Genomic DNA, 26,529 nt, shown 5'->3' on the forward strand with positions numbered 1-26,529 from the left:
GGGGAATCTCCCCATGATTTTTTCAATGTTCTTTTATTGCGGTTTATATCCTGGAAAGACTATGAACGATCCACCCAAGCAACGAATAGATGACTTGAAAGAAGCCTCACCCTTTCGAACACATCGCATCCACGCCATCAACAGTGACTGGTATTTTTTAACCCGTGAAGGTCAAAATATCGGGCCATTCCCGAACAAAAAAGCGGCCGAAGACAGCCTTGCGGAACTCCTGAAAACTGTCAAAATGGATGAGTAGCCAATGGCCCAAAATCCACAAAGTCGCCAAGGTACAGGCGACCAGGCACAGAGTAAGCTGAATACAGCAGATGCCTCTTTATAAATAGCCACCAACTAGGTTAACCCAATGAGTCACGACCATGTGCATATACCCCCCGAGACCAAGGATAAACGCGTTGCCATCGCCATCTGGGCGAACGGGATCCTGACCCTGGCTCAGATTGGGGGAGGTATCTTTGCCGGCAGTCTCGCCCTTATCGCGGACGCCTTGCATAACTTCTCTGATATGGCATCGCTTGTCATCGCGTTCGCGGCGCAGAAAATTGCGCGCCGCCCGGCTGACGCAAAGATGACCTTTGGCTACGGCCGCATTGAAATCGTTGCAGCCCTCATCAACTACACCACATTGATCATTATCGGGATCTATCTGATCTACGAAGGTGGCATGCGGATCATTGATCCTCCAGAGGTAAAGGGCTGGTGGGTCGTCTGGCTTGGCGGTATCGCCCTGGTCGTGGATGCATTAACAGCGTTACTCACGTATTCGATGCAGAAAGGCAGCGTCAATATCCGTGCACTGTTTCTTCACAATCTGTCGGATGCACTGGCGTCGGTCGCCGTGGTTATTGGCGGGGCGCTTATTTTACTCTACGACATGCGCTGGGTTGATCCTGCCATCACCATCGGCATCGCGGGCTACATTCTCTACCTGGGTCTGACAGAAATCGGCGGTACTATCAGAACCCTCATGCTGGGCAGCCCGGTGGATATCGATACCGATGCCGTCATTGTTGCCCTGTCCAACATTGAGGGCGTTGTCGACCTTCACCATGTGCATTTTTGGCAGATGGGCGAACACGATGCCTCGCTGGAAGCTCATGTGATTATCGAGGAAAGTGCATGGGATCAGCTTGAGAATATCAAGTACAGGATAAAACAGGCTCTGGCGCAGGAATTCAATATCAGTCATTCGACACTGGAATTCGAACACCCGGACCACATGCACAAGGATACCCACACCTATGGGCATGGTTAAGAGAGATGTTCTCCGCAAGCACCGGCGAGAGCGGAGACTATTTCAATAGGCCGCCCAGGCGCGGAATTCTGCCGACATGAATCCGAGCAGCGAGAAAGAGCCAGAGACTAATAGCGCAGTTGCAGAATACGCCAGGCGCCATTCAGCACAATCAGCCCGATGATCAGACCAATGACCAGGTCGGGATGACGGGAGCCCGTCCAGGCGACCAATACACCGGCGACGATAACCCCCACATTGGCGATGACATCATTAGCGGAAAAGATCCAACTTGCTTTCATGTGTGCGCCGCCGTGCCGGTTTCTTGCGATAAGCACCAGACACCAGACGTTGGCCGCCAGGGCCACAACACCAAAACCCATCATTAACGCGGATACAGGTTCGCTGCCGAAGACAAATCGCCGCCCGACTTCAGCCAGGACTCCCAGCGCCAGAATCAACTGCAGCCAGCCTGAAAAATGCGCAGCGCGCAGCTTCATCCGCACACTGTGTCCAACGGCATACAGTGCCACGCCGTAGACGGCGGCATCAGCAAACATGTCTAGAGAATCCGCGATCAAGCCAGTGGATTGCGCCAGCCAGCCTACCGTCAGTTCAATCACGAACATAACGCCGTTGATGGCCAGCAACCACTTCAGAATACCGGCTTCGACCTGGGCGGTTGCCTCTTCCTTCTCCCTGGCCAGGACTAAATCCTCTTCCCCCACCGGGGTGGTTTTTTCGAGCGTGGCACCCAGCCCCAGGGAGCGCATCCTCTCCTCGATGGCAGCCCCATTGTCGCCATGGAATACCCGCACCTTCCGATTCGGTGTATCGAACTCCAGTAAAACCCGGGGCTCAATACTGTCCAAGGCCATGCGGATCATCCCCTCTTCCGACGGGCAGTCCATTTTTGGTACCCGGTAGTCACTGACATAGCCATGTTGAAAAGCCGTATCAGTATTCGCTATCCCAGAAGTGGGGGCACTGGCAATCTTGTTGCTCTGGCAGTTGTCATTACACGGGTCAGACATCGAAAAAAGCCCTTGAGAATGTACAGACGGTCACTATAAACTCTATAACAACTATAGAGTCAATCGGAATATTGAGAGATGATAAAAATCGGCGAACTGTCGAAAGTGACTGGCTGCTCCGTGCAAACCATCCGGCATTATGAAAAGGAACAATTGATTGCCTCCGCAGAACGCAGTGAAGGTAATTTTCGCCTGTACGATGAAGTTGCCGTTGAGCAATTACTGTTCATCAAGCACTGTCGCAGCCTGGATCTCAGTTTGCCGGAGATCCGGCAATTATTGGGATTAAGCCGTTCCCCCGGCGCACAATGTGATGANGTGAATCGGATGATGGATAGGCNTATCGAGCAGGTGGAGGCGCGTATCCAGGANCTCACCAGGCTGAACGAGCAACTGAGAATGCTGCGCCGCAGCTGTTCAAACCGTCGGACAGTCGAGCAATGCGGCATATTGCGGAATTTGTCGGCTACTCCGGTTTCGAGCGGCTGACACCCGGTTCCAAAAACTCTCCTGAACGTTCTGTAACAGGTGCATTTTTCCAGCGTGGGTGCCGACCGCAATGGTGAGAGAAGAACTGCACAGCGGAAAACCGGTTAGTCTGTTGAATGACTGGTTTACCACCTATGACGGCTATTACCTGTATTACCCGAGTCGCCGTCAATCATCCCCGCTGTTTCGCTTGCTGGTGGATGCACTGAGGTTCAAATAGAAAAACCGGGTAATTCCAGATAATTAATCAAAGTCCAAAAACATACAACCCAGCAATGGCGCTGGGTTGTATTAATGCCTGTCATTGCCAGACGTTACCAGGGAGTGCCTGTTGTTGCTGGTCACTCCCACTCAATTATCAATTGGTTTATTTTTATAAATAAAAACAATTACATATAATAAAAAAACCAATCAATACCATGAAAAATACCAATACCCATCCAAACAACTCACCAATTAGCCCAAAATACAACCAAAGCAAGTAAGGAGCACCATTCCTGCCCCCTTCACTTCCCGACATCAGGCACACTTGCCCCTTCCCACAACAACAGCAATACCGAATCAACGTGAGGCACTCAGCGAACTGCCTGTCAGTACCCAATGCGGCATTGACATGCACACACACATGGATGACTATAAGTAGCATTACCGCTCACATAGATCCCTCAAGGCAAACAAAGATATGGAAGCACTCCAGCCTACAAAGCGATACGAAGCCGTTACCCGAGAGAAGTCTGGCGGAGCAACCTACACACCTAAAGTTCTAGCTGACTTCGTTGCTCAACAGATCGTTGAGACAGCCAGTCAAAGGCTCCTGCGCCCATCCGAACGCCCACTCCGCATCCTGGACCCCGCAATCGGACACGGCGAACTTCTGGTTAGCCTTCTTGAACACATTCCAGACCAACCAGAGCTGGATATTCAAGTCTATGGTTTTGAAACCGATCCAGAGGCACTTCATATCGCCACAAAGCGTCTTGAAGCAAGGTTTCCGGGAGTAGCCTTTCATTTCGAGGATAGTAATTTCCTTGAATTTGCCCTTGAGAATTTCGGAGCTGACGACCAAGGCAGTCTATTCCACGCTAACACACCCGAGGCTTACGACCTCATCATCGCAAACCCCCCTTATGTCCGAACCCAGATCATGGGCACCGTCCAGGCACAGCTTCTCGCAGAGCAGTTTGGGCTCTCAGGCCGCGTTGACCTTTATTACGCATTCATTCTTGGGATGTCTCAAGTGCTGCAGCCGGAAGGTATAGCGGGGATCATTGTCTCCAATCGCTTCATGACAACCAAGTCTGGCACAGCTATCCGCCAAGCTCTTTTCGACCGTTTCAATATTCGCCACACCTGGGACTTGGGTGACACCAAACTCTTTGGTGCTGCAGTTCTTCCAGCCGTTTTACTTGTCGAAGGAAAGGAAGGACAAAAAACAGTCCCTCCCGCTTTCTCATCAATCTATCAGACCGACGCTCAAGCAACCAAGACCAGCACTAATCCCATCACGGCACTGTCCCATGAAGGCATTATCGAAGTCAGCGATGGCCGGTGCTTCCACGTTCAGCATGGAAAGCTAGACACCAATGGAACATCTAGCGGCGTTTGGCGTATTGCTACGGACACTGCTGATGCCTGGCTGACGACAGTAGAAAATCATACCTGGGGAACGTTCCGGGATATCGGAAAAATCCGCGTCGGCGTCAAAACCTGCGCCGACAAGATTTATATCCGTAAAGATTGGGAGGATATGCCCGCAGCTGAAAGACCTGAGCTTCTCAAACCTCTAACCACCCACCACATCGCTCGCCGTTTTAAGCCTCTCATGCCTGATCGGCCAAGTCAGATTCTGTATACCCATGAGGTTGTGCAAGGCCGCCGCCGAGCCATTAACCTTGAAACGTATCCCCGCAGCAAAGACTATCTTGATAAGCATCGCCATACCCTTGAAGGGCGAAAATATGTCATTAAAGCGGGACGGGAATGGTATGAGGTCTGGGTACCCCAGGACCCGGACGCATGGAGCGAACCCAAGCTCGTTTTCCGCGATATCGCCGAAGAGCCGACCTTTTGGGTCGACCTGGACGGCTCAGTTGTTAACGGCGATTGCTACTGGCTAATAAGCCAGAATCCCACCCAAACTGAACTGCTATGGCTTGCGGCTGCGGTCGGGAACTCTACGTTCATCGAACGCTTCTACGATCTTCGGTTTAACAACAAGCTCTATTCCGGTCGACGTCGGTTTATCACGCAGTACGTTGAGAACTTTCCCCTGCCAGATCCAGAGACTCCCCTTAGCAAAGCCATCGTCGATAAAGCTAAATTAATATACGAAAAAACCCCATCGCCTGAAGCCGAACAGCTCCAGAAAGAGCTCAATACGATGATTTGGGAGGCCATGACTGGCAGCGCAGCAGACCCGACTAGAGTTTGATATGCCTCACAGTTATAACCTCTTTACCCCCCAAAAAAGTCGGCAGGGAGAGGTATCTGGAGCTTCTTGTTCAGTACTTTTCCCTGGAATTGAGGAAATCGCGTAAAAAACTTTTCACCAGTGCTCAAGAATAGGTGCGTCAACGTGACCCTCTGACCATCCGTCAAGGCATAGAACAACGCATAGCGGACATCACAGTGACGGATTTGCCAACCTTCAATCTTTGGCACATCCAGAGCTTCCTCGCTATCCGGACACACCAAGCCAAGATCGATGGTTGGAGACGTTTGCAATTTCACTTCAAGAAGCTGATTTCTCACGTCAGGGAACCGCCCATCATCCCTGTAGTCATCATAACCCAAATGCTGGCATACCAGTCTATGCAGCGCCGCACCGCGATTTCGCTCCTGATCATATCCGGAATCCGGGAAGCTCTCCCCCACAAGCCCTTCCAGTCGCTCAAAAATCTCATTAATAGGTTGCAACTGGCCTGCTCGAGGGTGACTCACCGGACTCACTGCGGCTAGATTAACGCCTTCTTGCACAAAGGGACGCAGAAGCCCTGTATCCACGTCAGAAATCAATTCAGACTGGGCCTCACCAGGAATCAAGCGGGCTTGATACTTCTGCGTAAGCGTGCCCGTTGTATCCAGCAAAGCCAAGGAATCACCTGTGACAACTTTCACCTTTGTAATTAGGTCTCCTTCTGAAACACGAAGAATCACATAGCGCCGAGCTGGCGCAAGCTCTTCATTCCAGACCTGGAGATTGTTTGATTTTTGAGTGTACGTGTCGAAGAACTGCCCAGGAAAGCGTGGCTGCGTTTTCCGGAAACTGGACGGCACAGGGTAACCGAGAGCCCGGCATACATGCTCCTTCACAACTTTAGAGCGAGTTCGCAGGGGCAGACCTTCTAGCGACACACCAACCATGGAAGCGTTAAGTAGTTGCTCCAACTCAGGGGTAGGAATCCAAAGTTCCGGATCTCCGATCTCGATAGGATCGTAGATTGATAGTCCGCTCTGACGAATCGCCTCGGCATATCTCTCCGGGCTATTATCGTATATCGTCATCTTCAAATGCTCTCTTGGTAAGGAGTTCCGGAACACTCACACCAAGAGCAGAGGCCAAGGTCTCCAATGAGCTGAGGGTAACATTGCGCTCCCCCCTCTCTACCGAACCCACATAGGTCCGGTGTAGGTCGCACATATCGGCGAGCTCTTCCTGAGAAAGGTGTTTGGATTTTCTATAGGCACGGAGGTTATCCGCAAGAATATCCATCAACTCTCGGCTAGGCTTTCTAAGCTGCCTTTCGCTCATATGCCCCAACTAGTGTGAATACTTGTGTCGAGACAGCTTCCGAGAAATGATGCCTTTGAGTCTACAGACTATAAGTAGCCAGGCTTATCAATGCTGGCGGGGATGGAATTTGGAAAACTTTAGCGGCTAAAGCCCTACAGGTTTACCCACGGGCACCCACTCATATACACCCTCCCCGTCGTCTCGGACTTCGACCTTGAACACTCCTCCTTGACTATCCACGGCGTGAGTTCCTGGTCGTTCATAGCGGGCATCACCCAGCTGACTCCTCCAGCCAAACCCCTTGCCTCTCCAGATCAGCACAATTCCACCCTGACAATCCGGGCGCTGTTCTCGGTAGCTCGCAGCCGCAAGGCGCTGAATTTCTATACGAACCCACTTTCCATCCCGCTCCATCTCCTGGCGCAAATCATCTATTTCTTCCTGCGTTAGGAGATTTCGTCCGTACTGCCGCTTACTCAATCGCTCAATTTCTTCCTCTGTAAGTTTCCCCATTCGAACAAACCTCCAATCAACCAATGCACTTTGTAGCATATAAGCTAAATACTTGAGAATCAGAGCAATGGGGGCTCCCTGCTCCTGTAAGCGGAGCCCCACCCCATCAACCGATGGGACAAGCGTCTGTGATTACTTCACCGATAAGCGATCTCGGGCTCTGCCATCAATTTCCGCCTAACAAAAACAGCCGCGCCGTGAAAATCAGCCCTGGATGCTAAGCCTGTGCCAGCCTGGTAATTCACCACCATGCACGCCTCGATGATTGCCAGGGCCAGAGCGCCGATCTCTTGGGCATCTTCCTGTTCGAGATAGTCCATTGCAGCAAAGGCTTTCGCCGCCTGGTGCACGGCATGGTTAAATTCGATAGCCTTCCTCTTTCTCATAATTCACCTCTTGGCAGGTGGGTTAGGAGAGTGCCGACCGGCGCGCCATGCCGGTCGGCACACTTGCTTACTCGTCGTCTTCGGGCTTCTTGTCTTCAAACTGGGCCTTGATGGCATCTGCCACCCTGCCCCCTGCCGTTTTAGAAATAGCTGCCTGTCGGTTTTCAGACCTGACTTGGCTTATGCCTTGTCTCAAATGCCCAGCAGCACTAGCAGCGGTTCCTATCCCCTGATTCATCTTTTCGGAAAAGGTAGATTGCTTGCTACCCATAGCCGGAGCAGCGCTTTGGGTCTTGGTAATTTGGTCTGTCTGAGCTGCTGCAACCGCTGCTTTTATTGCACTGCCAGCTCCCGACGCACCTCTTGATGTTGCCATTGCTCCCCTAACCGCAAGCCCCGCACCGCCTGCCGCCATAGCCCCTGCGCCCACAGCAGCTCCAACAAGCGTACCAGCGCCAAACGAGCTACCGGCAGCACCTGCGGAACCTCCACCGGGAATCAGACCTGCAATCACGTTGGGAACGGTATTGATCAGGATTACCAGCACCAGGCACACAACAAAGACCACCATCAGCTCAGTGATGGTGGCGTTCTCTGAAAGACTATGGTGGTAGCCGTCCAGGATGGAGACGCCGATACCAATCATTAGGGTCATGGCCATCAGCTTTAAACCAATGCCGATTACTGCCCGAAAGTAATTAAGAGCAATGTCGCTAGTCCACTTCGAGCCACCAAATCCAAGTACAAAAATGCCGGCATACGCCAGGATGTAAGCAGTGAGCATGGCCAACAGTACATTAGCTGCGACCACCGCCAGACACGCCAGAATGGCAAGCGTAATCAAAAATATGGACAGGTTGTCGATGGGACTACTCCACTCGTAGCTTTTACCGGCCTTCGCCAGGATGTCGAAAGCAATATCAATCGGCGTTGAAGGTGATAAGCTGCGCCCCATGCCCGATGCCTCCCCTCCGACAATAGAGAGTGATCGAATAATAGCCATCGCCATATCCGGGCCGTTACTCAAAAGCCAGTAAAAAAAGCCGGTAAAAATTGTGAACCGAATAAACTCAGAGAAGAACTCACCAAGGTCAGCCTGGCGTAAGGCCATAAAACCAAACGTCCACACCATCGAGATAACGGCTAGCGTCCAGAACAACCATTCCGCATAGCCAGTAATAACACTTCCCCAGGTGGCACTGGCCTCTAGGTACCTTGCCGCGACCTCGTTAAGGACCCCTTCTTTTTCAACCGCAGCAAAGGAAGATTGAGACAGGAGTAACGGTGGTCCTGCAATTAGCATCCTTGAGAGCATTGCTTTCATGGTTGAAACTCCTTGCTCTTTGAGCGATCTACCGGGTCAGAAATACCCTCCCAAACGTCATTTTCCTTCTGGTTCTCATTGTCATCACCACAACCCGAAACCAGACTCATCAAGCACAAGAGGGCCACCTTCAGCAAAATCTTCATGGTTTAAACTCCTGGCTTTTCGAACGGTCTGTTGGCGTAGTCATGCCTTCGTAGAGGTGATGCCGAGCGGCGGTTTCTTGCGCCTCCCTGTCGGCCTCTGCCTGCATCCGGGCCACCATTGCTGTTTGTTGGGCAGCGAGCATTCCACGGATCTGTAATAGCTGATTAGCTTGCTGGCTGGCGAACTGGTTAGCGAAGCCCAATGCCTGCATTTGGCCATCAGCGCCCTGGGCACTGCTCTGCAGCTTCTCCAGGCGGCGGGCATCATTACGCAAGGCCTCCTGTTGCTGATCCAGTCCTTTTAGCATTGCGTCATTAGCTTGCTTCTGCCCCTGGCTGGCCAAGCCTCGGTTACGCTCCATCATCGCCTGTTCTTGTTCGGAACAGCCCTCAGCAGTGAAACAGGGAGAATTGCCGTAATAGTCCACGTCCTGATAGACCGACATGAACTCATCAAGGCTGCCCAACTGCTGTTTGTAACGCTCTAAAGCATCCGTTGCGCCAAGCAAATCGGCCACAGTTCCCTGAGCCTGATCCCACAAATAGACATCCGGCCCGGCGGTGTTTTGCAACTGGTTCTCGTATTGCTGGATTTGCGTCTGATACTGCTCAATCTGCTGCAAGGTCTGCGAAACAGATTCCATGGCGTTAATCGTGGTTTGAATGACGTTGGTAGCGTCAAAGGTAGGAATGCCGGCTAGGGCCGGTGACGAAAAACTGCCGCTGATCAGAGCCAGAGTGAGGGCGACTTTAGCCGCTAAAGTTTTTATCGGCTTATTTTGCTTCCTTGATTCCATTCTTTTCCTCCAATTGTTCTTGAAGGCTTTATGGTGCCCAGCAGTTCCATCTACTGTAGACAGAATGATTGGAGGCATTGGTTGTCAATGCTGACCAACGCTGCCTTTGGCCATCTGGCTTATGGAGGACGATTGGTAATCATCGGAAACCTTTAGCGGCTAAAATCACAACTCGGATGCCTTTTGAAACAGCAATGCCTGAGCCGCCTTAATCTCACGCATCGCCTCTATGATCGTTGCTTCCAAGCCGGCCCAGGTCGGCATTGATCTTCACTAGCTCCAGTACAGCCTCCTGATCCGCCACTCCTATCACTGGCGTCCCAAGGCCCACATTCCGCAGATAAGTGGAAACACTGAGGCCTGCACTTTTAGCTTTGTCTCCTATGGCCTTCTTTTCTTCTGGGAGAACCAGAACCTTTATCGGCTCGACTGACTTTCTAGTTATCGACACGACTTCTCCTTTGCGGCGGTAGCCGCTGCCTCGCAGAGCAGGACCCGTTGAGCACTTGTTGCGAATTAGGGATGTGAAGTGGTCGCCCTGATTTATCAGGGTGGCCACCTTCACCTATCCTGCCCTTGTTTAAACCACTTTTACTCCAAGGTTGAGTGTCGCACGCTTCAAGCAAAGCCCGCTATTTCCACGCTTATTCAATGCTGATAGCCTTGGTTAAAGGGAAATCACGGGATAGCAGCGAAAAAACAGCGTTATCCGCTGGATATCGGATAAAAATAGGCTTCCAGAAGCGCTAAAAAAGCGATCCAACAGCGAAAAAACAGCATTCACCCAAGTCCGCCAAATTTGCATCTATGGCGCTGCGATGGATGAATACTGGAAACAGGAGTTTGGCTATGGAATCGATCAGCTCACCCAAGGCGAAGCCGGGCACCTCAAAGCGGCTCAATCCGTTGACGCCATCCGAGATCGAATCACTGCGGCAAGAGTCAAAGCGCGATCTGAAGAGAATGCAAAAACGGCTTCGCCTTCGCAAAGCCCAGAGAGAAGCCGAGCAGGTGTAAGGACGCAGGCTGAGGCTGAAAATTTGGCCCAGGCGCAGGCGTCTTTGGCTGAGGCTGCAGAAATTGATAAACGCTACGATTCTGTTTTTCAGAACTACCTTGAGGCCAAAGCCAGGCTCCAGCCCTGGTGATGACGCCAAGCTCTCCTACCGGTTAGTGGCCCCGGAAACCCCTTTTACTGATTAACCTTCACCAAGCGGCCTCTATTCCTTTCTGCTGCGCTTTCTCTCTTGATCCCGCTCCCGCGCCGAAGGCGCTAAAAAAGAGCTTTTGCGGCCTTTGGCCGCGCATTATCAGGCAGCCGCAGGCCGGGCGAAGCAAGGAACGAGTGGAGGGAGGGTGCGCCGGTAGGCGTAAAACGGTTAACGATACGCGGCATCCCGTTAACTGGCCGCCAAGCCTACCAAGCGTTAAAGAATATATTTAAGTTAAATCGCGCGCGCGCGTTACGGCGCAGCGGTCGCCCATACAGCCCTTGTCGTTACTAGGTTTCCAAAAAGTGCTTGTGTGTGAAAGTACGAAGGTGGGTGTGTGTGATAGTACAAGCCAATTCACAGGGTTAGCGTGTGTGAAAGTACATGCCAATTCACAGGCCACCCGGTTATCCACAAGAACCCCAAAGCACGTACCTTTACACACGCTTGCGCTTTGCTTGCCTGCGTTTATGTTGGGCTTGGTGAGCGATGACAGGAGCATGAGGCCGTCCGTCAAGTATGTCATTGATCTCGGCTCGCCTTCCCTCGGGGCCAGCGGCGTAAAAGGTTACGAGGTCTCGATCGGCATCGTAGGCCAGGAGATAGCCGGGCAGAGCCCCGCTTTCGGCTAGGACTTTGATACCCCTGCGAAACTCCCGGAGTGAAGCTGTGCTGCCGCTTTTCTCCAAGAGTGTGGCAAGCTTTACACGCCAATGCGGTTGGTTTCCGCAGTGTTTACGGGCCAACTCATAGATACGACGATCAAGCGCCTTTCGTAGCCGGAAGTAATCGCGACTCAACGTTAACACCTGCATGGCCTCGACCGACCGAAACAACCATTCAGGCAGCGTCACCTCTACCGCAACCATCCGGCTATCATTTGGTGACTTCTCCACAACACGCCAAGAATCGACCAAACCAAATCCTCGCCGCTCGCGCCGGCCATTTGTCTTTATATTGGTTTCAATACGCGTACCACTGAGCCGGCGCAGCATGTCTGCAGCCCGCTGATAACCGATCCCAGATGTTGGCCGGTTAGTAACGGTCAGAAAGTCATGCATGACAAAGCGAATCGTACGCGAAGTTTCCCGATCCCGGTTCTTAGCCTCCACCACCTGGCTGATACAATAGATCCATAGATCTTTGTCGTGGATAGTCGCACGCCCAGTTGCTCCAGGAAGCACGGTGACAGTGTTACCGCTTCGTTCATAATTACGAATGCGTTTGTCGCCGGCCTTCAAGGCGAACAACGGGTGCTCCATGCTGACCATGTCGTCTTTAGGGGCTACGTCCAGTATATCGGCTACAAAGAAGTCGCCTTGCCGGTTCCGCTCCGGCAGTAGGGCCATTCTGTTAACCCTCTACGGTGTAACCAGGCCGGCTGGCTTGAATGCCAGACGACTTGCGCTCCTCAATCCACTCCTCAACCTCGGCCAAATCCCATGCCACATTTCTGCTAGTCAATGCGATCCGGCGCGGGAAGTCACCTCGCTGCTCCATGTTAAAAATTGTCCGTGACGCCAGCGGGATCATCTTCAGGAGCGTTTTTTTATTGATCAGTCTCTTGCTGGTCATGGTTTCCATTTTTCTGCCTCCAAATGTTTCTGAAGGCTTTATGGTGCCCAGCAGTTCCCGTTGCCGTAGACAGAATGATTGGATACATTGGTTGACATGGAAAATCACCGTATCCAAATTGTGCCAGGATGTAATCCGATCATCTCGGCGGCTATTGAGAACCTCCAGGATCGATGGCGTCAATATTCCAACCGTTCGAAGAGCAAGCCTCTTGCTGGACTGCTAGAGGAGATCATCGATCCTGCCTTATCCGAATACGCGAAGAAAATTCCGCGAAACTATCTGCCTTACATCCTTGGCTCAGGACAGGATGGGCCACTCAGCGAGATTGTCAGAACGAAGCCTGTCGGTGCGGAGCTCGCCCAGCGAAATTTGATTAGAGAGTTCGAAAATGCATCGAGTAACCCAGCGTTTAGCAACCCAGCATTTGTCGCCACCTTGGAGACATTAGTCGAGTTACTATGGGCTTGCTCTGATAAGCGCGCTCGGCATACCAAGGTGAGGGGCCTGAATGGTCAGCGCCGTGCACAAGAATTTTGCCGGTTTTGTGGAAAGCCATCCGAACTCGCTGCATATGCAGCTGGCAGTGATTCGGTAGACATATACCACAAATCAACAACACTCCAGCTTAGCAGCACCCATTGTCACGAGCATCGAGTGAAGTTGCCCACCGGCAAATGGAATCCGGCATACAAGTCAGCATCAATGTCGGTCGCCAAGTTCGATTTAGAACTGGACAGGCTCACTCGGCAATCAAGGAATTATGAGACGCTTTCAGCGAGCTCTGGTGATCCTTTGGTAGATCAGTATATATACCAATATGTCCATCGATTCGGGTTCCGGCCAGGCGACAAGGCCGAAATGCGAAATCATGCTCGTGGGATCGTTGACGCAAAATTATCGGATCACAAGAAACGGGTTTTGGTACTCCAGCAGCAAGGCCTTAATCAATCAAACATTGCAACCATATTGAACGTTAGTCGCCAATCGATATCAAAAAGTTTAGCGTCGACCCCGGAGAAATTCCTCGCTATATCAGCGAGTTCGAGTCATCACCCCGGATTCAATGACGAGTTTCGGACAAAAATTCGCGATATTGAGCCACGCATCATGGACTGGCTAGATGATCCCAACATAACCGACATCATGCTAAATCCTGATGGCAGACTCTGGCTCACACGAGAGAACCGGTCTAAAGCAGAGCTTGGCACCATTATAGAAAGCAGCCAGGCCAAATTGATCATTGCGACCTTCGCAGCTGAAGCGCAAATCAGCCCAGACGCTGGCCAAACTCTGGAATGCGAGCTGCCAGGCTTATTGCGCCTCGTGGCGTGGCTCACGCCGATAGTAGAGAGCCCAACCTTCGCAATTCGGAAAATGGCTCAATAATAAGGGGGGTTCGGAAGTCATTCCATCAATCGCGGTTTCCCGATAGACCATTCATCGATCATATCCGCCCAGTCCTGCAGCATTTCGGTGCGCTGCTCACGGTATTCTGCCTTGTTGTAGATTGCTCTAACGCCCTTTTGTTCATGCGCAAGGCACTTTTCAATCCAGTCGGTGTTGTAGCCAGCCTCATGCAACAGCGTGCTGGCTGTCCGACGCAGATCATGCGGCCCAAACTTGGAAAGCGGCTTCCCGTCTTTTTGCGCTGCCTCATAGGTCATCGTCAGAATCTTGTTGAGCGTAGCCCCCCTCATCGGAGTATCTGGCTCATACCGTGACGGCAGCACATAGTCTGATCCTCCCGCAAAGGTCTTTAGCGCAATGAAAATATCCAGAGCCTGCCGGGACAGGAACACCAGGTGCGGGTTACCTCGCTTCATCCGCTCTTTGGGGATTGTCCAAAGAGCCTCACTGAAGTTGATCTCTCTCCAGGTCGCATTCGTCAGCTCGCTTTTACGCACCATTGTCAGCAAAAGCAGCTTGGCCGCAGCCCGATACGCCGGGCTTGTGCCGACACGCTCCAAGTACTGGTACATCAAGCCGATCTCTTCAGGCGTCAGCGCCCTATCTCGTGGCTCAAATTTTGCGATAGATGATGAGCGCACCAACTTTGCGGGATTATCCACCTTCTGACCACGCTCAATAGCCCAGCGAAAGACCTGCAGCACGATTTCACGTGCATGAACTGCTGTTGCCGGCGCCCCTCGCTCAACAATAGCGTCTACCAGCGCCCGCAAGTCCTCGTGAGTAATCTCTGCCAGCTTCCAAGTACCGAATTTTGGCTTGAGTTCACGCTCGTAAACAGAGCGGCGCATGTCTCGGGTCGAGTCAGCCATTTGGTAGCCGCGTAGCCATTTTTGAGCCCACGCATCAAACGTTTCAGCGCCCTTTACCCGCGCTTTGTCACGGGCCTTTTCTTTCGCAGGAGATTTGCCGTCTGCCACCATCTTCTTGGCTTCATGAAGCCGTTCACGCGCTTCAGCCAGCGTGATACCACCGACGCCATAGCGACCAAAGGTGATGGTCTCCTGCCTGCCATTGATGGAGTAGTTGTAGCGAAACGAGATGGAGCCCGCCTTAGTGACGGCCACATAAAGGCCGTCGCGGTCATTTACCTTGTAGAGCCTATCCCTGGGCTTGAGATTACGCAGCTTGGTATCGGTCAGCATTCGTCCTGCTCTTCATCAGTTTTGATACCATGCTCGAAAACCACTGAAAAAAAGGCGAATAATCCAATATAAACAGCAAGTTAAGGCCAATCAATACCATGTAAAACGGAGAAAACACTACATGGTATCAGGGCCTTGTCATGGCATTGATGCCTGATAGTACCAACATTAATGCCATGAAAAAAATGTGCTTGGAGTGGCCATAAGGTGCCTGACAATGCCAGACAGAAAAACAAAAAAGCCCGCAATTACACGGGCTTAGGTAGTATTTTATGCTCTTGAGTGCCAGTCAGTACCAAACAGGGAATCATTCCCACTCAATCGTGGCAGGTGGCTTGGAGGAGATATCGTAGGTCACCCGACTGATGCCCGGGATCTCATTGATGATACGGCTGGAAACCAGCTCCAGGAAATCATAGGGCAGATGCGCCCAGCGGGCCGTCATGAAGTCGATGGTTTCCACTGCGCGCAGGGCTACCACGTATTCGTAGCGACGGGCATCGCCTACCACGCCCACTGACTTGACCGGCAGGAACACCGCGAAAGCCTGGCTGGTCTTGTGGTACAGACCGGCGGCGCGCAGTTCCTCGATAAAGATATGGTCCGCCAGACGCAGGGTGTCGGCGTATTCCTTCTTCACTTCCCCCAGAATACGCACGCCCAGACCCGGCCCCGGGAAGGGGTGGCGGTAGACCATGTCGTAGGGCAGACCCAGTTCCAAACCAATTTTGCGCACTTCATCCTTGAACAATTCACGCAAAGGCTCAACCAGCTTGAGCTTCATGTCTTCCGGCAGGCCGCCCACGTTGTGGTGACTCTTGATCACATGCGCCTTGCCAGTCTTGCTGGCGGCAGATTCGATCACGTCCGGGTAGATGGTGCCCTGGGCCAGCCAGTTGGCGTTTTTCAGCTTGCCAGCTTCATCATCGAAGATCTCGATGAAGGTGTTGCCGATAATCTTGCGCTTCTTTTCCGGATCGGCTTCGCCGGCCAGCTTGCCGAGGAAATTATCTTCCGCATCCACGCGGATCACCTTAACGCCCATGTTGTCGGCAAACATTTCCATGACCTGGTCACCTTCCTGGTGACGCAGCAGACCGTTATCGACAAACACACAGGTGAGCTGATCACCGATCGCCTTGTGCAGCAGCGCCGCAACCACCGAAGAGTCCACACCGCCGGACAAGCCCAGGATCACCTCGTCAGTGCCTACTTGGTCACGAATGGTATCGATGGCATCGCTGATGATATTGCTCGGGGTCCACAAGGCTTCACAATCGCACAGCTCACGAACAAAGCGCTCCAGCAGACGGCCGCCCTGCAGCGTATGCGTCACTTCCGGGTGAAACTGGATACCATAAAAACGTTTTTCATCGTTGGCCATGCCCGCAATGGGGCAGCTGCCCGTGGTGGCAGTGGCCACAAACCCTGCCGGCATTTCGCCGACACGGTCGCCGTGACTCATCCACACATCCAGAAATTCCTTGCCCTGCTCTTCGTGATCGACAATGCCATCCAGCAGCGCATTGGATTCCGCTTTTTCCACACGGGCGTAACCGAATTCGTGCTTCTCACCGGCAATCACCTTGCCGCCAAGCTGTTCGGCCATGGTCTGCATGCCGTAACAGATACCCAGCACCGGGATACCCGCATCAAACACGGCCTGCGGAGCACGCGGTGTTTCCGCTGCAGTCACTGACTCCGGCCCACCAGAAAGGATGATGCCCTTGGGCGCAAACTCGCTGAGTTCTTCAGCGGTCATGTCGAAGGCACGAATCTCACAGTACACGCCAATTTCCCGCACGCGGCGAGCAATCAGCTGAGTGTATTGGGAACCGAAGTCCAGAATCAGGATGCGCTGGGCATGGATGTCTGTCATGGGGATCTATCCCGGTGATTGCCGGCGATATTACAGCCGGATCTTGTTAGAACGGGCCTGACGCCAAATACCTGGCGCCTGACGCTTTAAAAACAAAAATCGGTCGAGCGCCGCTCGACCGATTTCAGCATCTGGCATCTGGCTCCAAGCACCATGCTCTTAACCAGTTACACCAAAGTCCGAATTACCCGACCGGGTAGTTCGGCGCTTCCTTGGTAATCGTCACATCGTGGACGTGGGACTCTTTCATGCCCGCGTTAGTGACTTTCACGAACTCCGGCTTGGTGCGCATCTCTTCGATGGTGGCACAGCCGGTGTAGCCCATGGAGGCGCGCAGGCCGCCCATCAGCTGGTGCACGATAGCGCTCATCGGGCCCTTGTAAGGCACCCGACCTTCGATGCCTTCCGGTACCAATTTCTCGATGCCGGCCGCGGCATCCTGGAAGTAACGGTCGGAAGAACCGGTGGAACCAGACATGGCACCCAGCGAGCCCATGCCACGGTAAGCTTTGTAGTAGCCCCCCTGGAACAGCTCAACCTCGCCCGGCGCCTCTTCAGTGCCAGCCAACAGGGAGCCGATCATGATGGCGCTGGCACCCGCGGCAACAGCTTTGGAAATGTCGCCGGAGAAACGGATACCGCCGTCAGCGATCAAGGGCACACCAGTGCCTTTCAGTGCTGCAGCCACATCAGAAATAGCCGTGATCTGCGGCACGCCAATACCGGCCACGATACGGGTGGTACAGATGGAGCCAGGACCAATGCCCACTTTCACTGCGTCGGCACCAGCGGCAACCAGATCTTTGGCTGCAGCTGCTGTCGCGATATTGCCACCAATCACCTGCACCTCGGGGAAATGCTTCTTCACCCAGGCGACACGATCAATCACGCCCTGGGAGTGGCCGTGTGCTGTATCCACCACGATCACATCCACCCCGGCTTCCACCAACGCAGCAACACGCTCGTCAGTGCCGGCGCCGGTACCCACTGCCGCGCCTACACGGAGACGACCCTGGGAGTCTTTGCAGGCATTGGGGTATTTGGCCGCTTTCTCGATGTCTTTCACGGTGATCATGCCGCGCAGATCACCGGCAGCGTTCACCACAATCACTTTCTCGATACGATGTTTATGCAGCAGAGCCTGAACTTCATCAGCGCCAACGCCTTCCTGCACCGTCACCAGCCGGTCTTTGCCGGTCATGATGTCTTTTACGCACTGGTCGTAGTTGGTGATGAAACGGGTATCACGGCTGGTGACAATGCCCACCACCTTGTCACCTTCCACCACCGGAACGCCGGAAATGTTGTTCGCATCCGTGATGCGGATCAATTCGGCCACCGTGGTATCCGGGCTAACCGTAATCGGATCTTTTACCACACCGGATTCGTACTTTTTCACCATGCGCACATTGCGCGCCTGATCTTCGGTATCCATGCTTTTATGGAGGATACCGACGCCCCCTTCCTGGGCCATGGTAATGGCCAGGCGGTGCTCGGTGACTGTATCCATGGCTGCGGATACCAGTGGAATGTTCAGAGCGATGTCCCGAGTCAACTTGGATTTCAGGGACACGTCCTTGGGCAGCACATTGGAATGGGCAGGCACAAGCAATACGTCGTCAAACGTTAATGCTTCTTGGGCAATTCTGAGCATATTGCACCGTAGGAAGTGAGGGGGGAGCCTGGCGGATGCCACCGGGCGGAGCGGTAGCACCTAGAATGAGACAGGCACCCCGTTAAATTAAGCGGGCGATTATACGACATTACCGGCTAACCACACAATCACCGCTGGCAGGGTACAAAAAAACGGGCTACCCTCCCGCGATGACCATTTCATCCCGCGCCGAACCACTGTCTATCAGCCAGTTGAACCTGGATGCCCAGGGCCTGCTGGAAAGCTCTTTCCCCCTGATCTGGTTACAGGGCGAACTGTCCAATTTTTCCCGTCCGGCATCCGGCCACTGGTACTTCAGCCTGAAAGACTCGCGTGCCCAGATTAATGGGGCCATGTTTCGAAATCGCAACAGGCTGCTGGATTTTGCTCCCCAAAACGGCCAACAGGTGCTGGTGCGAGCCAAAGTCACCCTGTATGTGCCCCGTGGCAACTTCCAGATTGTGGTCGAACACATGGAACCTGCCGGCCAGGGCGCCCTCAAGGCCCAGTTTGACGCGCTCAAAGCCCAGCTTCAGAGCGAAGGATTGTTCGCCCAAGACCGCAAACAGGCACTACCGGCCTGGCCCAGCCAAATTGGGGTGATCACCTCACCCAGCGGCGCGGCCATTCGCGATATTCTGCAGGTACTGCAACGCCGCTGCCCGTCTATCCCGGTAGTGATTTATCCGGCAGCGGTTCAGGGGGCAGAAGCGCCGGCACAGCTGCGCCAGGCTCTGGAATTGGCCGTGGCACGCAACGAATGTGACGTCCTGATTATTGGTCGGGGCGGCGGGTCTCTGGAAGATTTGTGGGCCTTCAACGACGAAGCCCTGACCCGGGCGGTTGCCGAGTGCCCCATTCCCATTGTCTCGGCCGTGGGCCATGAGGTGGACACCGGGCTGACCGATTTTGCCGCCGACCTCCGCGCCCCGACGCCTTCCGCTGCCGCAGAACTGGTGAGCCCGGATCTTTCAGTGGTCAGCCAGCGACTTGCCGGCCTGCATCGGCGGTTGCGCTGGGTCATGACGCAACAGCTTCGCACCCCGCAGGAGCGCCTGCGCCATCTGAGTCAGCGGCTTCGCTCTCCCCGCCAGCACCTCGAACAGAGCAGCCAGCGACTGGATGAATTGCACAATCGCCTGCAACGACAAATGCAGCACCGCCTCACTCTGCTCCAGGGCCGCCTGCAGCCCAGCCAGCAACGCCTGGCGCGGCTATCGCCAGAGCGGCTTCTGCTGGACCGCCAGCAACAGCTGACAGCCTTGAACAAGCGATTGCCGCAACCGATACAACGGCAGATTCAACAACAGCAATTGCAGCTGGCCGGGCTGAGTAAGCGCCTGCAAACAGCCAGCCCACTGGAAACCCTGGCGCGAGGTTACAGCATTACCTTTAAAGGGGATGAGGCGGTACGCTCAGTGAAGCAATTACAGGCCGGCGACACCCTGACCACGCGCCTGGCTGACGGCGCGGTTACTGCCCGGGTGGAACACGTCCAGGCGTCAGATACGGACTGAGTGCCCGCGCCAACTGCTGACGCCGGAACGGCTTGGCCAGGTGGGAGTTCATGCCCACCGCCAGGCATCGCTCACGCTCTTCATGCATGGCATTGGCGGTCAACGCCACCACAGGCATGGGCGCCCGGCCCTGTTCCCGCTCCCACTGTCGCAGCCGCCGGGTAGCCTCCAGGCCATCCATCACCGGCATCTGCACATCCATGAGGATGCAATCAAAGTCACGCTGGCGCGCTTTTTCCAATGCTTCCTCACCATTGCTGGCCGTCACCACGGTAACGCCCATCTGCTCAAGAATACGCCGCGCCACCATGGCATTGACCACATTGTCTTCCACCAGCAACACCAGCCCATGAAGGGCCTGCTGCTCCGGGTCAGCCAGACCGTGCCGCCCCGCCGCCCCACTGGCCGCCGTCTGTTCGCGGAAGAACAGCCGCAACGACAGCGTAAAGACACTGCCCGCGTCCTCCTGACTACCAACGGTCAAAGTGCCGCCGAGCATCTCGCTGAGCTTGCGCGCAATCGCCAACCCCAGACCGGTGCCGCCGAAACGGCGCGAGGTAGAAGAATCGATCTGCGAAAACGCCTTGAACAGGCCCGAGATTTTCTCTTCCGGAATACCAATACCTGAGTCGGCCACGGCAATACTCAAATCCAGCCAGTCCCCACGAACCGGCTGCACCGATACGGTGACAGTGACCCCCCCTTCTTGGGTAAACTTCACCGCATTGGAAATCAGATTGCTGAGCACTTGGCGCAGCCGCGTGGGATCACTCCGCGTCACCTTCCCCGCCAGCACCTCATCGCCTTCAAGCCGCAGATACAGCCCCTTGCTTTCCGCCACATAGCGAAAGGTGGCAACACAGTTCTGCAACAGAGGCTGCAGCTCGAAGAAAGACGGGTCCAGGTCCATGCGCCCGGCTTCGATGCGAGAAAAATCGAGAATATCGTTAATCACATCCAGCAGATGGCCGGTGGATTCCAGCGCCGCCTCGGTGTACTCCTGCTGCTCCCCGTTCTGGGCGGTTTCTTCCAGCAATTGCAGCATCCCCAGCACACCATTCATGGGAGTGCGCAGCTCGTGGCTCATCATGGCCAGGAAATCGCTTTTCGCCTGGCTGGCGGTTTCCGCCTGACGATGGGCTTGTTGCAATTCAGTCATGGCAGCCTGCTGCTTGTGCCGGGCGCCTTCCAGAGCGCCAGCCAACTCGTTGATGTTGTCCTGCAGTTCGCCCAGCTCCCCCTGCAAGCGGCTGTTGCCTCGCACAGAATATTCGCCCTGGCGCAGGGTCCGCAGCAGACCGGACAGATACCCCAAAGGCGTAGCGATCTGACGCGCCAGATAGTGGGCGATCCATAGCCCCAGAATCATGGCAAAGAAGGCGGGAATCATACTGGCCAGCAAAATTTCCTTTTGCCGTGCCAACAATCTGGCACTGGACATCCCAAGCACCACCTCACCAATGCGGTCGGGCCTGCCCTCACGCTCCACCGCGCCTCCCAGCATGCCTTCCGGTGCCACAGACTGACGATAAATGCCGGAATGAAATTCGATGATTTCGTTGCTTTTTTCCTGATGATCTCGCCCCTCGTACAGCAGCACCTGACCATCCCCATCGCGGAACACCACGTACTGCAGATCCGCCCGCTGCATGGCCAGCTGCGCCTGACGGCGCAAGTCTGTGTAATTACCCGCCAGTACGCCGTATTCCGACGCCGAGGCAATCTGCTGGGCCAGAAAACGGCCCAGCTCGTGCAGGTCCCGATCGGCATCCTCAAAGCGCTGCCAGGTCAACGCCACCAGCAACAGCCCCAGCATGAACAGGGCAGGCACCAGCCCCAGCACTTGCAACTGCTTGCGAATTCCCGGGCCTTTGCGCGGTACACCGTCACGCGTCATGGCGCCTCCCCGGCATTGTTCAGCGCATCCTCAAGTGCTCCGCTTTCCCGGTAATGCATGTCGAAACTGCTGGCGACGTGCTCATTGACCACCACGGACGGGCGAGACACAAAGGCAGAAGCCCCCCACTCGCCCGTGTCAGCAAAAACACGCAACCGCTGAACCGCTTCGCTGACCAGATCGCTGCCGCTGGCATAGTACGATGCCACACTGCCCGCGTTCACAAACGTCAGGTCCGGGCCAAATACGGGCCGGCGCTGGCGGTAACTGGTCAGCAACACCAGCTTGGCTGCGTCCGGCCCCAGCAGGGAATCGTCCACGGGAAGCACAATCGCATCGAGATGATTGAGGTTTTCACGCAGGGTGTCGCCCAGCGCCCGGGTATCTTTTACCGACAGCAACTCCAGCTTGATCGGCCCGCGAAAACCACGCACCACCTCCGGCGGCCAGACACTGTCCGGCCCCAGAACCACGCCAATGCGGCGCGCCAGAGGCATGATGGTGTGCACCAATTGCACCTGATTCGCCAAGCTGACCCCCGCCCAGATAGCCGCACACTGACACCCCAGCCGCGCGGCCTTTTCACTCAAGGCGCGGCTGACATGCACGCCCAGTAGCGGTTTTTCATGGTCCATGGCACGGGTAAAAGCGACATCACCGAGGGCAACCAGTAAATCAGCCGCGTCAGGCTCATCGACCACACGCAGATTCGCCGGAAGATCCTGCGCCAGCGACAGAACAAACACATCCTTGAAGGGGCTGGGCTCAGCCAGTACGTGTACGGTTTGCGTCGGCGCGGACAGCGCACCACCAGCCGTTGCCAGCAGCAAGAGAAAAACCAGTATGTGTCCATGCTGACTCCGCATCCGGCTATATCCTCACCGTCACGCCCAGCCACATTCGGTCTTGCTGGTAGTCATTTTCTGCAAAAACCACCGGGGCGCCATTCAACCTATGCTGAACAACCGCCCGCCATTCCAGCTCCGTGGGCCCGGCGCGGTGGCGAAAGCGAAATTGCACGTCCGCTCGCTCAAAAACGTTGTCGTTATAATCATTGGACAGATAATAGGCGGATGAAAACGCCCAATGGGGGCTGAATTGCCAGGACCACAAGGCGCTGCCGGCATCCCGGGCGGCCAGGCGTTGCTCAGTCTTCACATTCGTCCGCGTGTGTATGTGCGAGCCGGTAACGCGGAACAGGTGCGATACATTCGGCCGCCAGGAAAGCTGGGCTTCTGTGCCCTGATGGTTCACCCGCCCGTCATTGCTCGGCTCAAACTCAAACGGATTCAACGCCGTGCTCAACAGGTCGGTCAGGGTTTCCTGGAAATAGCGCACATCCAGTTCTAACGCAGAAAACTGCCCGTAGTAGCCCGCCTCCCAGGAACGGATACGCTCCGGCTCGAAAGTGCCGGGGCTTTGCTGGGTCACAAAAAAGTACGCCGGCGCCCAGCCCAGCAATGCCTGAGTGTTACTGGCAAACGGTGGCGACAAGGTTTGCGCCTGAATATTGATATTGGCGCGCTCTTCATAGATATCCGGTGTGCGCAGCGCTTCGGAATACACATAACGCAGGTGATGGCCCGGCAGCACTCGCCAGTTCACGCCGGCGCGGGGACTAAAATGATCGCCGCTGATCTGGTCTCGCTCCCAATAGCCTCCCAGATTCACCGTTACCGGATCCAGAACATCCAGTGCCAGATTGCCAAAGAACCGGTAGCTGATATTGTCTTGCGTGCCCCCGAGATAACTGTCGGACTGAACCCGGTCATGGCGAATTTCAGCACCACTGACCAACCGTGCCCAGCGAGTCAGCTGCAGGGTGTCCTGGATTTCCAGGTCATAACGCACCTCCTGTATATCCAGCTCGCTACCAGCACAGAAAGGCGCACCCGCACCCTGCAAGGTCAAATAACGGTTAGTGGCATCAGCATCAGACGGAAAAGCGGCAAAAGTGGCCGCCATGTCACTACCATTCTGCAGATACAAATCCCGCAGTTCCTGACTGAAAAACAGGCCACCACCGGGCCCGGTCTGGCCGGTTACAGGGTCGAGATAACAGACCTCAAAATCGGTAATTTCCTGGTTGTACTGACCGTAAGTATGCACCTGCAGCTGGTGAGTCCGGCTAAAACTGTGCTGCCATTGCAACGATACAAACGCCCGTTCGCCTTTTTGCACCGGGTCACCCTGATACTCACCAATATCAGCCACACCTGCTTCCTGCTGGCGCTCCAGCCGGCTGCGGCTGCCACCGGCCTGCACCGTGAATGTATTGCGCGCATCCGCGTCCCAGACCCACTCGGTGTTGAGCGTATCGATGCGCTTGCCATCCGGCAGGGTTTCGCCTTCGAAGGGTTCGTCATAGCCGTTATCTCCCCGACTCGACACGGAAGCACGCAGCGCCCCGTTTTCCAGCTGGCGAACACCGACCAGATGCGCATCGCGAATACCGTTATTGCCACCCTGTACGGTCACACCGCTCTTGCTGATATCCCTGGGGTCACGGGTAATGATGTTGATCACGGCGCTAAAGGCGTTGGCCCCGTAAGCGGCCGCCGCCGGGCCACGGGTGACTTCGATGCGCTCTACGTCACGAATATCCACCGGCATAGCATTCCAGCTCACTCGGGACAAGCCCGGTTGGTACTGGCTACGACCATCGAGCAGCACCAACATGCGCCGTTGATCACGGGCCTGGGTGGGGTGGTAGGCCACCGAAGGGACATTGCCATCCACTTTCACGGCGGTCATGCCCGGGACCAGCTTCAGCACTTCATACAGCTCGCGGGCACCGCTGGCTTCGATCAGAGTGCGGTCGATAACGGTAACGCTGGCAGGGGCTTCAGACTGGGGCTGGCTGACACGGGCAGGGGTCAGCACCATGGCGGGCTGCTGGGCCGGTTCCATCATTGGTTCTATCGCTTGCGCAGACGCGCAAAACACGCCTAAGTAACCGGCTGCTCCCCAATACCCCCAGCGTTTGATGACTCACCCTCCGTGTTGCCGCCCCGGTCCCCTTCCTTGTTCAGCGAGGCGGATTATTTTTTCATTCGCTTGATCATCCGTTTGCGCTTGTGCACCTGTCGGTCAGTGAGCACATTCTTGCGCCCTTCATACGGATTCGTACCAGACTTGAATTCCAGCCGGATCGGCGTGCCTTCCAGTTTCAGCAGCTCACGGAAGCGGTTCTCCAGAAACTTCTTGTAGCTGGCTGGCAGGGCTTCCGTGCGATTGCCATGCAACACCAGTGTCGGCGGATTGTTGCCGCCCAGGTGAGCATAGCGCAATTTTGCCCGGAAGCGCCCATTGCGGGGCGGCGGATGACCATTGGTGATTTCTTCCATCATGCGGGTCAGCTCGTTGGTGCCGATCTTGATAAAGGCGCTGTCCCAGGCCTGTTCCACCATGCCCCAGAGGTCCCCCACCCCGGTGCCATGCAGCGCAGAAATAAACTTGATCTTCACCCAGGGGGCGAATTCCAAGCGCCGACCCAGGTTCACCCGTACCCGCTCTTTATGGTCCGCTTCCAGGCCATCCCACTTGTTCACGGCGATCATCAGGGCCCGGCCACTGTCCAGGGCATAGCCCAGCAGATGCAGGTCCTGATCGGTAATGCCTTCGCGGGCATCGATCACCACGACGACCACCTGGGCCGCTTCCATGGCCTGCAGCGCCTTGATCACGGAAAATTTCTCGACCATTTCGTAGACTTTCCCGCGGCGGCGCACCCCCGCGGTGTCGATCAGGGTATAGGCCCGGCCCATGCGCTCGAATGGCACTTCAATGGAGTCCCGCGTGGTCCCGGCATGGTCGAACACCACCACCCGTTCTTCGCCGAGCATGCGGTTGATCAGGGCGGATTTGCCCACATTGGGGCGCCCCAGTACGGCCACACGAATGCTGTCTTCGCCGGGCTTCTTGGAAGTGCGATGCTCGCCTTCCGGCAGCAGCTCCAGATCGGTAAAGCCTTCCAGAATATGCTCGATCATGCTGGTCACACCGCGACCATGGGCCGCCGCGATCGGCAGCACCTCGGTAAGACCCAGCGCAAAAAACTCGGACATGGCCGAATCCGCATCCACCCCATCGGTCTTGTTGACGATCAGGTAAGTGGGCTTGGGCAGCTTGCGCAACTCGCTGGCAATCTGCTCATCGGCGGCGGTCAGGCCCGCGCGGCCATCCACCATAAACAACACCACATCAGCTTCGCCCACGGCCTGCAGGGATTGGCTGGTCATCGGCACGTCGATGCCGTCATCGTTCTCGCCGATACCGCCGGTATCCACCACCGTGTACAAATAGCCGCCCAGCTGGCCATCCCCGTATTTACGGTCACGGGTAAGCCCCGGGAAATCGGCCACCAGGGCGTCCCGGGTACGGGTCAGTCGGTTGAAGAGTGTGGATTTGCCCACATTGGGCCGCCCCACCAGGGCGATTACCGGCTTCATAGTCATCTCAACGAGGTTTCAACGGCGCTATGGTAACGCCAAAGGGGGGTTCAAAC

Annotated in this window: 26 protein-coding genes; 8 read left to right on the plus strand and 18 right to left on the minus strand. The window is 55.0% G+C overall.

The window, feature by feature from the left end; translation table 11 throughout:
- Nucleotides 1-256, plus strand: a 256-nt coding sequence (locus tag CL546_RS01315) for a DUF6316 family protein (RefSeq protein WP_290492508.1), incomplete at its 5' end; no start/stop codon positions are given.
- Nucleotides 257-364: 108 nt separating this feature from the next.
- Nucleotides 365-1,273, plus strand: a complete 909-nt coding sequence (locus CL546_RS01320; RefSeq protein WP_290492510.1) for a cation diffusion facilitator family transporter — start codon at nucleotides 365-367, stop codon at nucleotides 1,271-1,273.
- A 107-nt stretch (nucleotides 1,274-1,380) separates the two neighbouring features.
- Here the strand turns inward: CL546_RS01320 and CL546_RS01325 are convergent, their stop codons facing one another.
- On the minus strand, nucleotides 1,381-2,286 hold the full coding sequence (locus CL546_RS01325) for a cation efflux transmembrane domain-containing protein (RefSeq protein WP_290492512.1): 906 nt from the start codon (nucleotides 2,284-2,286) through the stop codon (nucleotides 1,381-1,383).
- Between the two features lie 78 nt (nucleotides 2,287-2,364).
- On the opposite strand from CL546_RS01325, the gene cadR reads away from it, so the two are divergent.
- From cadR to CL546_RS01340, 3 genes are all read left to right on the plus strand, one after another.
- Complete coding sequence (gene cadR / locus CL546_RS01330) at nucleotides 2,365-2,775, plus strand: Cd(II)/Pb(II)-responsive transcriptional regulator (RefSeq protein WP_290492514.1); 411 nt, start codon at nucleotides 2,365-2,367, stop codon at nucleotides 2,773-2,775.
- Nucleotides 2,776-2,845: 70 nt separating this feature from the next.
- The gene (locus CL546_RS01335) at nucleotides 2,846-2,995 is read left to right on the plus strand and encodes a type 2 periplasmic-binding domain-containing protein (protein ID WP_080530605.1); all 150 of its coding nucleotides are present in this window, start codon (nucleotides 2,846-2,848) and stop codon (nucleotides 2,993-2,995) included.
- A 462-nt stretch (nucleotides 2,996-3,457) separates the two neighbouring features.
- Complete coding sequence (locus tag CL546_RS01340) at nucleotides 3,458-5,206, plus strand: Eco57I restriction-modification methylase domain-containing protein (protein ID WP_290492517.1); 1,749 nt, start codon at nucleotides 3,458-3,460, stop codon at nucleotides 5,204-5,206.
- Between the two features lie 23 nt (nucleotides 5,207-5,229).
- On the opposite strand, the gene CL546_RS01345 is transcribed toward CL546_RS01340, so the two are convergent.
- The 8 genes from CL546_RS01345 to CL546_RS01380 all read right to left on the minus strand — a co-directional run bounded on the left by CL546_RS01345 (nucleotide 5,230) and on the right by CL546_RS01380 (nucleotide 10,233).
- The gene (locus tag CL546_RS01345; protein WP_290492518.1) at nucleotides 5,230-6,285 is read right to left on the minus strand and encodes a hypothetical protein; all 1,056 of its coding nucleotides are present in this window, start codon (nucleotides 6,283-6,285) and stop codon (nucleotides 5,230-5,232) included.
- Entirely contained in the window at nucleotides 6,263-6,526 is a 264-nt protein-coding gene (locus CL546_RS01350; protein WP_366603326.1) for a helix-turn-helix domain-containing protein, read from the minus strand. The genes CL546_RS01345 and CL546_RS01350 overlap by 23 nt, the downstream gene beginning before the upstream one ends.
- Before the next feature lie 126 nt (nucleotides 6,527-6,652).
- On the minus strand, nucleotides 6,653-7,021 hold the full coding sequence (locus CL546_RS01355; RefSeq protein WP_290492521.1) for a hypothetical protein: 369 nt from the start codon (nucleotides 7,019-7,021) through the stop codon (nucleotides 6,653-6,655).
- Nucleotides 7,022-7,158: 137 nt separating this feature from the next.
- Nucleotides 7,159-7,407 carry a type I toxin-antitoxin system ptaRNA1 family toxin gene (locus tag CL546_RS01360; protein ID WP_290492522.1) on the minus strand — a complete coding sequence of 83 codons (249 nt, stop codon included), beginning with the start codon at nucleotides 7,405-7,407 and terminating at the stop codon, nucleotides 7,159-7,161.
- A 67-nt stretch (nucleotides 7,408-7,474) separates the two neighbouring features.
- A complete protein-coding gene (trbL, locus tag CL546_RS01365) occupies nucleotides 7,475-8,731 on the minus strand; it encodes a P-type conjugative transfer protein TrbL (protein WP_290492524.1) in 1,257 nt (418 codons plus the stop codon).
- Nucleotides 8,728-8,877, minus strand: a complete 150-nt coding sequence (locus tag CL546_RS01370; protein ID WP_290492526.1) for a hypothetical protein — start codon at nucleotides 8,875-8,877, stop codon at nucleotides 8,728-8,730. The genes trbL and CL546_RS01370 overlap by 4 nt, the downstream gene beginning before the upstream one ends.
- Nucleotides 8,874-9,674, minus strand: a complete 801-nt coding sequence (gene trbJ, locus CL546_RS01375) for a P-type conjugative transfer protein TrbJ (RefSeq protein WP_290492528.1) — start codon at nucleotides 9,672-9,674, stop codon at nucleotides 8,874-8,876. Before trbJ ends, CL546_RS01370 begins: the two co-directional genes overlap by 4 nt.
- 214 nt (nucleotides 9,675-9,888) lie before the next feature.
- Nucleotides 9,889-10,233, minus strand: coding sequence for a plasmid mobilization protein (locus tag CL546_RS01380; protein ID WP_290492529.1), 345 nt, complete (start codon nucleotides 10,231-10,233; stop codon nucleotides 9,889-9,891).
- Between the two features lie 259 nt (nucleotides 10,234-10,492).
- Here CL546_RS01380 and CL546_RS01385 point away from each other — a divergent pair, with 259 nt between their 5' ends.
- A complete protein-coding gene (locus tag CL546_RS01385) occupies nucleotides 10,493-10,822 on the plus strand; it encodes a hypothetical protein (protein WP_290492531.1) in 330 nt (109 codons plus the stop codon).
- 500 nt (nucleotides 10,823-11,322) lie between these two features.
- Here CL546_RS01385 and CL546_RS01390 read toward each other — a convergent pair whose 3' ends face one another.
- Nucleotides 11,323-12,234 carry a replication initiator protein A gene (locus tag CL546_RS01390; RefSeq protein ID WP_272962700.1) on the minus strand — a complete coding sequence of 304 codons (912 nt, stop codon included), beginning with the start codon at nucleotides 12,232-12,234 and terminating at the stop codon, nucleotides 11,323-11,325.
- A gap of 4 nt (nucleotides 12,235-12,238) precedes the next feature.
- Nucleotides 12,239-12,469, minus strand: a complete 231-nt coding sequence (locus tag CL546_RS01395) for a helix-turn-helix transcriptional regulator (RefSeq protein ID WP_272962701.1) — start codon at nucleotides 12,467-12,469, stop codon at nucleotides 12,239-12,241.
- Between the two features lie 87 nt (nucleotides 12,470-12,556).
- On the opposite strand from CL546_RS01395, the gene CL546_RS01400 reads away from it, so the two are divergent.
- Nucleotides 12,557-13,849 (plus strand): LuxR family transcriptional regulator, encoded by a 1,293-nt coding sequence (locus CL546_RS01400; RefSeq protein ID WP_290492533.1) that lies wholly within the window; start codon nucleotides 12,557-12,559, stop codon nucleotides 13,847-13,849.
- Between the two features lie 17 nt (nucleotides 13,850-13,866).
- On the opposite strand, the gene CL546_RS01405 is transcribed toward CL546_RS01400, so the two are convergent.
- From CL546_RS01405 to guaB, 3 genes are all read right to left on the minus strand, one after another.
- Nucleotides 13,867-15,075: a tyrosine-type recombinase/integrase gene (locus CL546_RS01405; RefSeq protein WP_290492534.1), complete on the minus strand. Its 1,209-nt coding sequence runs from the start codon at nucleotides 15,073-15,075 to the stop codon at nucleotides 13,867-13,869.
- Nucleotides 15,076-15,382: 307 nt separating this feature from the next.
- Nucleotides 15,383-16,954, minus strand: coding sequence for a glutamine-hydrolyzing GMP synthase (guaA, locus tag CL546_RS01410; protein WP_290492535.1), 1,572 nt, complete (start codon nucleotides 16,952-16,954; stop codon nucleotides 15,383-15,385).
- A gap of 184 nt (nucleotides 16,955-17,138) precedes the next feature.
- Nucleotides 17,139-18,608 (minus strand): IMP dehydrogenase, encoded by a 1,470-nt coding sequence (gene guaB / locus CL546_RS01415; RefSeq protein WP_290492536.1) that lies wholly within the window; start codon nucleotides 18,606-18,608, stop codon nucleotides 17,139-17,141.
- 170 nt (nucleotides 18,609-18,778) lie between these two features.
- On the opposite strand from guaB, the gene xseA reads away from it, so the two are divergent.
- The gene (gene xseA / locus CL546_RS01420; protein ID WP_290492537.1) at nucleotides 18,779-20,125 is read left to right on the plus strand and encodes an exodeoxyribonuclease VII large subunit; all 1,347 of its coding nucleotides are present in this window, start codon (nucleotides 18,779-18,781) and stop codon (nucleotides 20,123-20,125) included.
- On the opposite strand, the gene CL546_RS01425 is transcribed toward xseA, so the two are convergent.
- The 4 genes from CL546_RS01425 to der form a co-directional block, all read right to left on the minus strand.
- Nucleotides 20,082-22,022, minus strand: a complete 1,941-nt coding sequence (locus CL546_RS01425; protein WP_290492538.1) for an ATP-binding protein — start codon at nucleotides 22,020-22,022, stop codon at nucleotides 20,082-20,084. The genes xseA and CL546_RS01425 overlap by 44 nt on opposite strands.
- The gene (locus CL546_RS01430; RefSeq protein ID WP_290492539.1) at nucleotides 22,019-22,888 is read right to left on the minus strand and encodes a hypothetical protein; all 870 of its coding nucleotides are present in this window, start codon (nucleotides 22,886-22,888) and stop codon (nucleotides 22,019-22,021) included. Before CL546_RS01430 ends, CL546_RS01425 begins: the two co-directional genes overlap by 4 nt.
- Before the next feature lie 4 nt (nucleotides 22,889-22,892).
- The gene (locus CL546_RS01435; RefSeq protein ID WP_290492540.1) at nucleotides 22,893-24,935 is read right to left on the minus strand and encodes a TonB-dependent receptor plug domain-containing protein; all 2,043 of its coding nucleotides are present in this window, start codon (nucleotides 24,933-24,935) and stop codon (nucleotides 22,893-22,895) included.
- Between the two features lie 128 nt (nucleotides 24,936-25,063).
- Nucleotides 25,064-26,473 (minus strand): ribosome biogenesis GTPase Der, encoded by a 1,410-nt coding sequence (gene der, locus CL546_RS01440; RefSeq protein WP_290492541.1) that lies wholly within the window; start codon nucleotides 26,471-26,473, stop codon nucleotides 25,064-25,066.
- Nucleotides 26,474-26,529: the final 56 nt, after the last annotated feature.

This window comes from Alcanivorax sp., from assembly GCF_002726155.1.
Taxonomy (GTDB): Bacteria; Pseudomonadota; Gammaproteobacteria; order Pseudomonadales; family Alcanivoracaceae; genus Alcanivorax.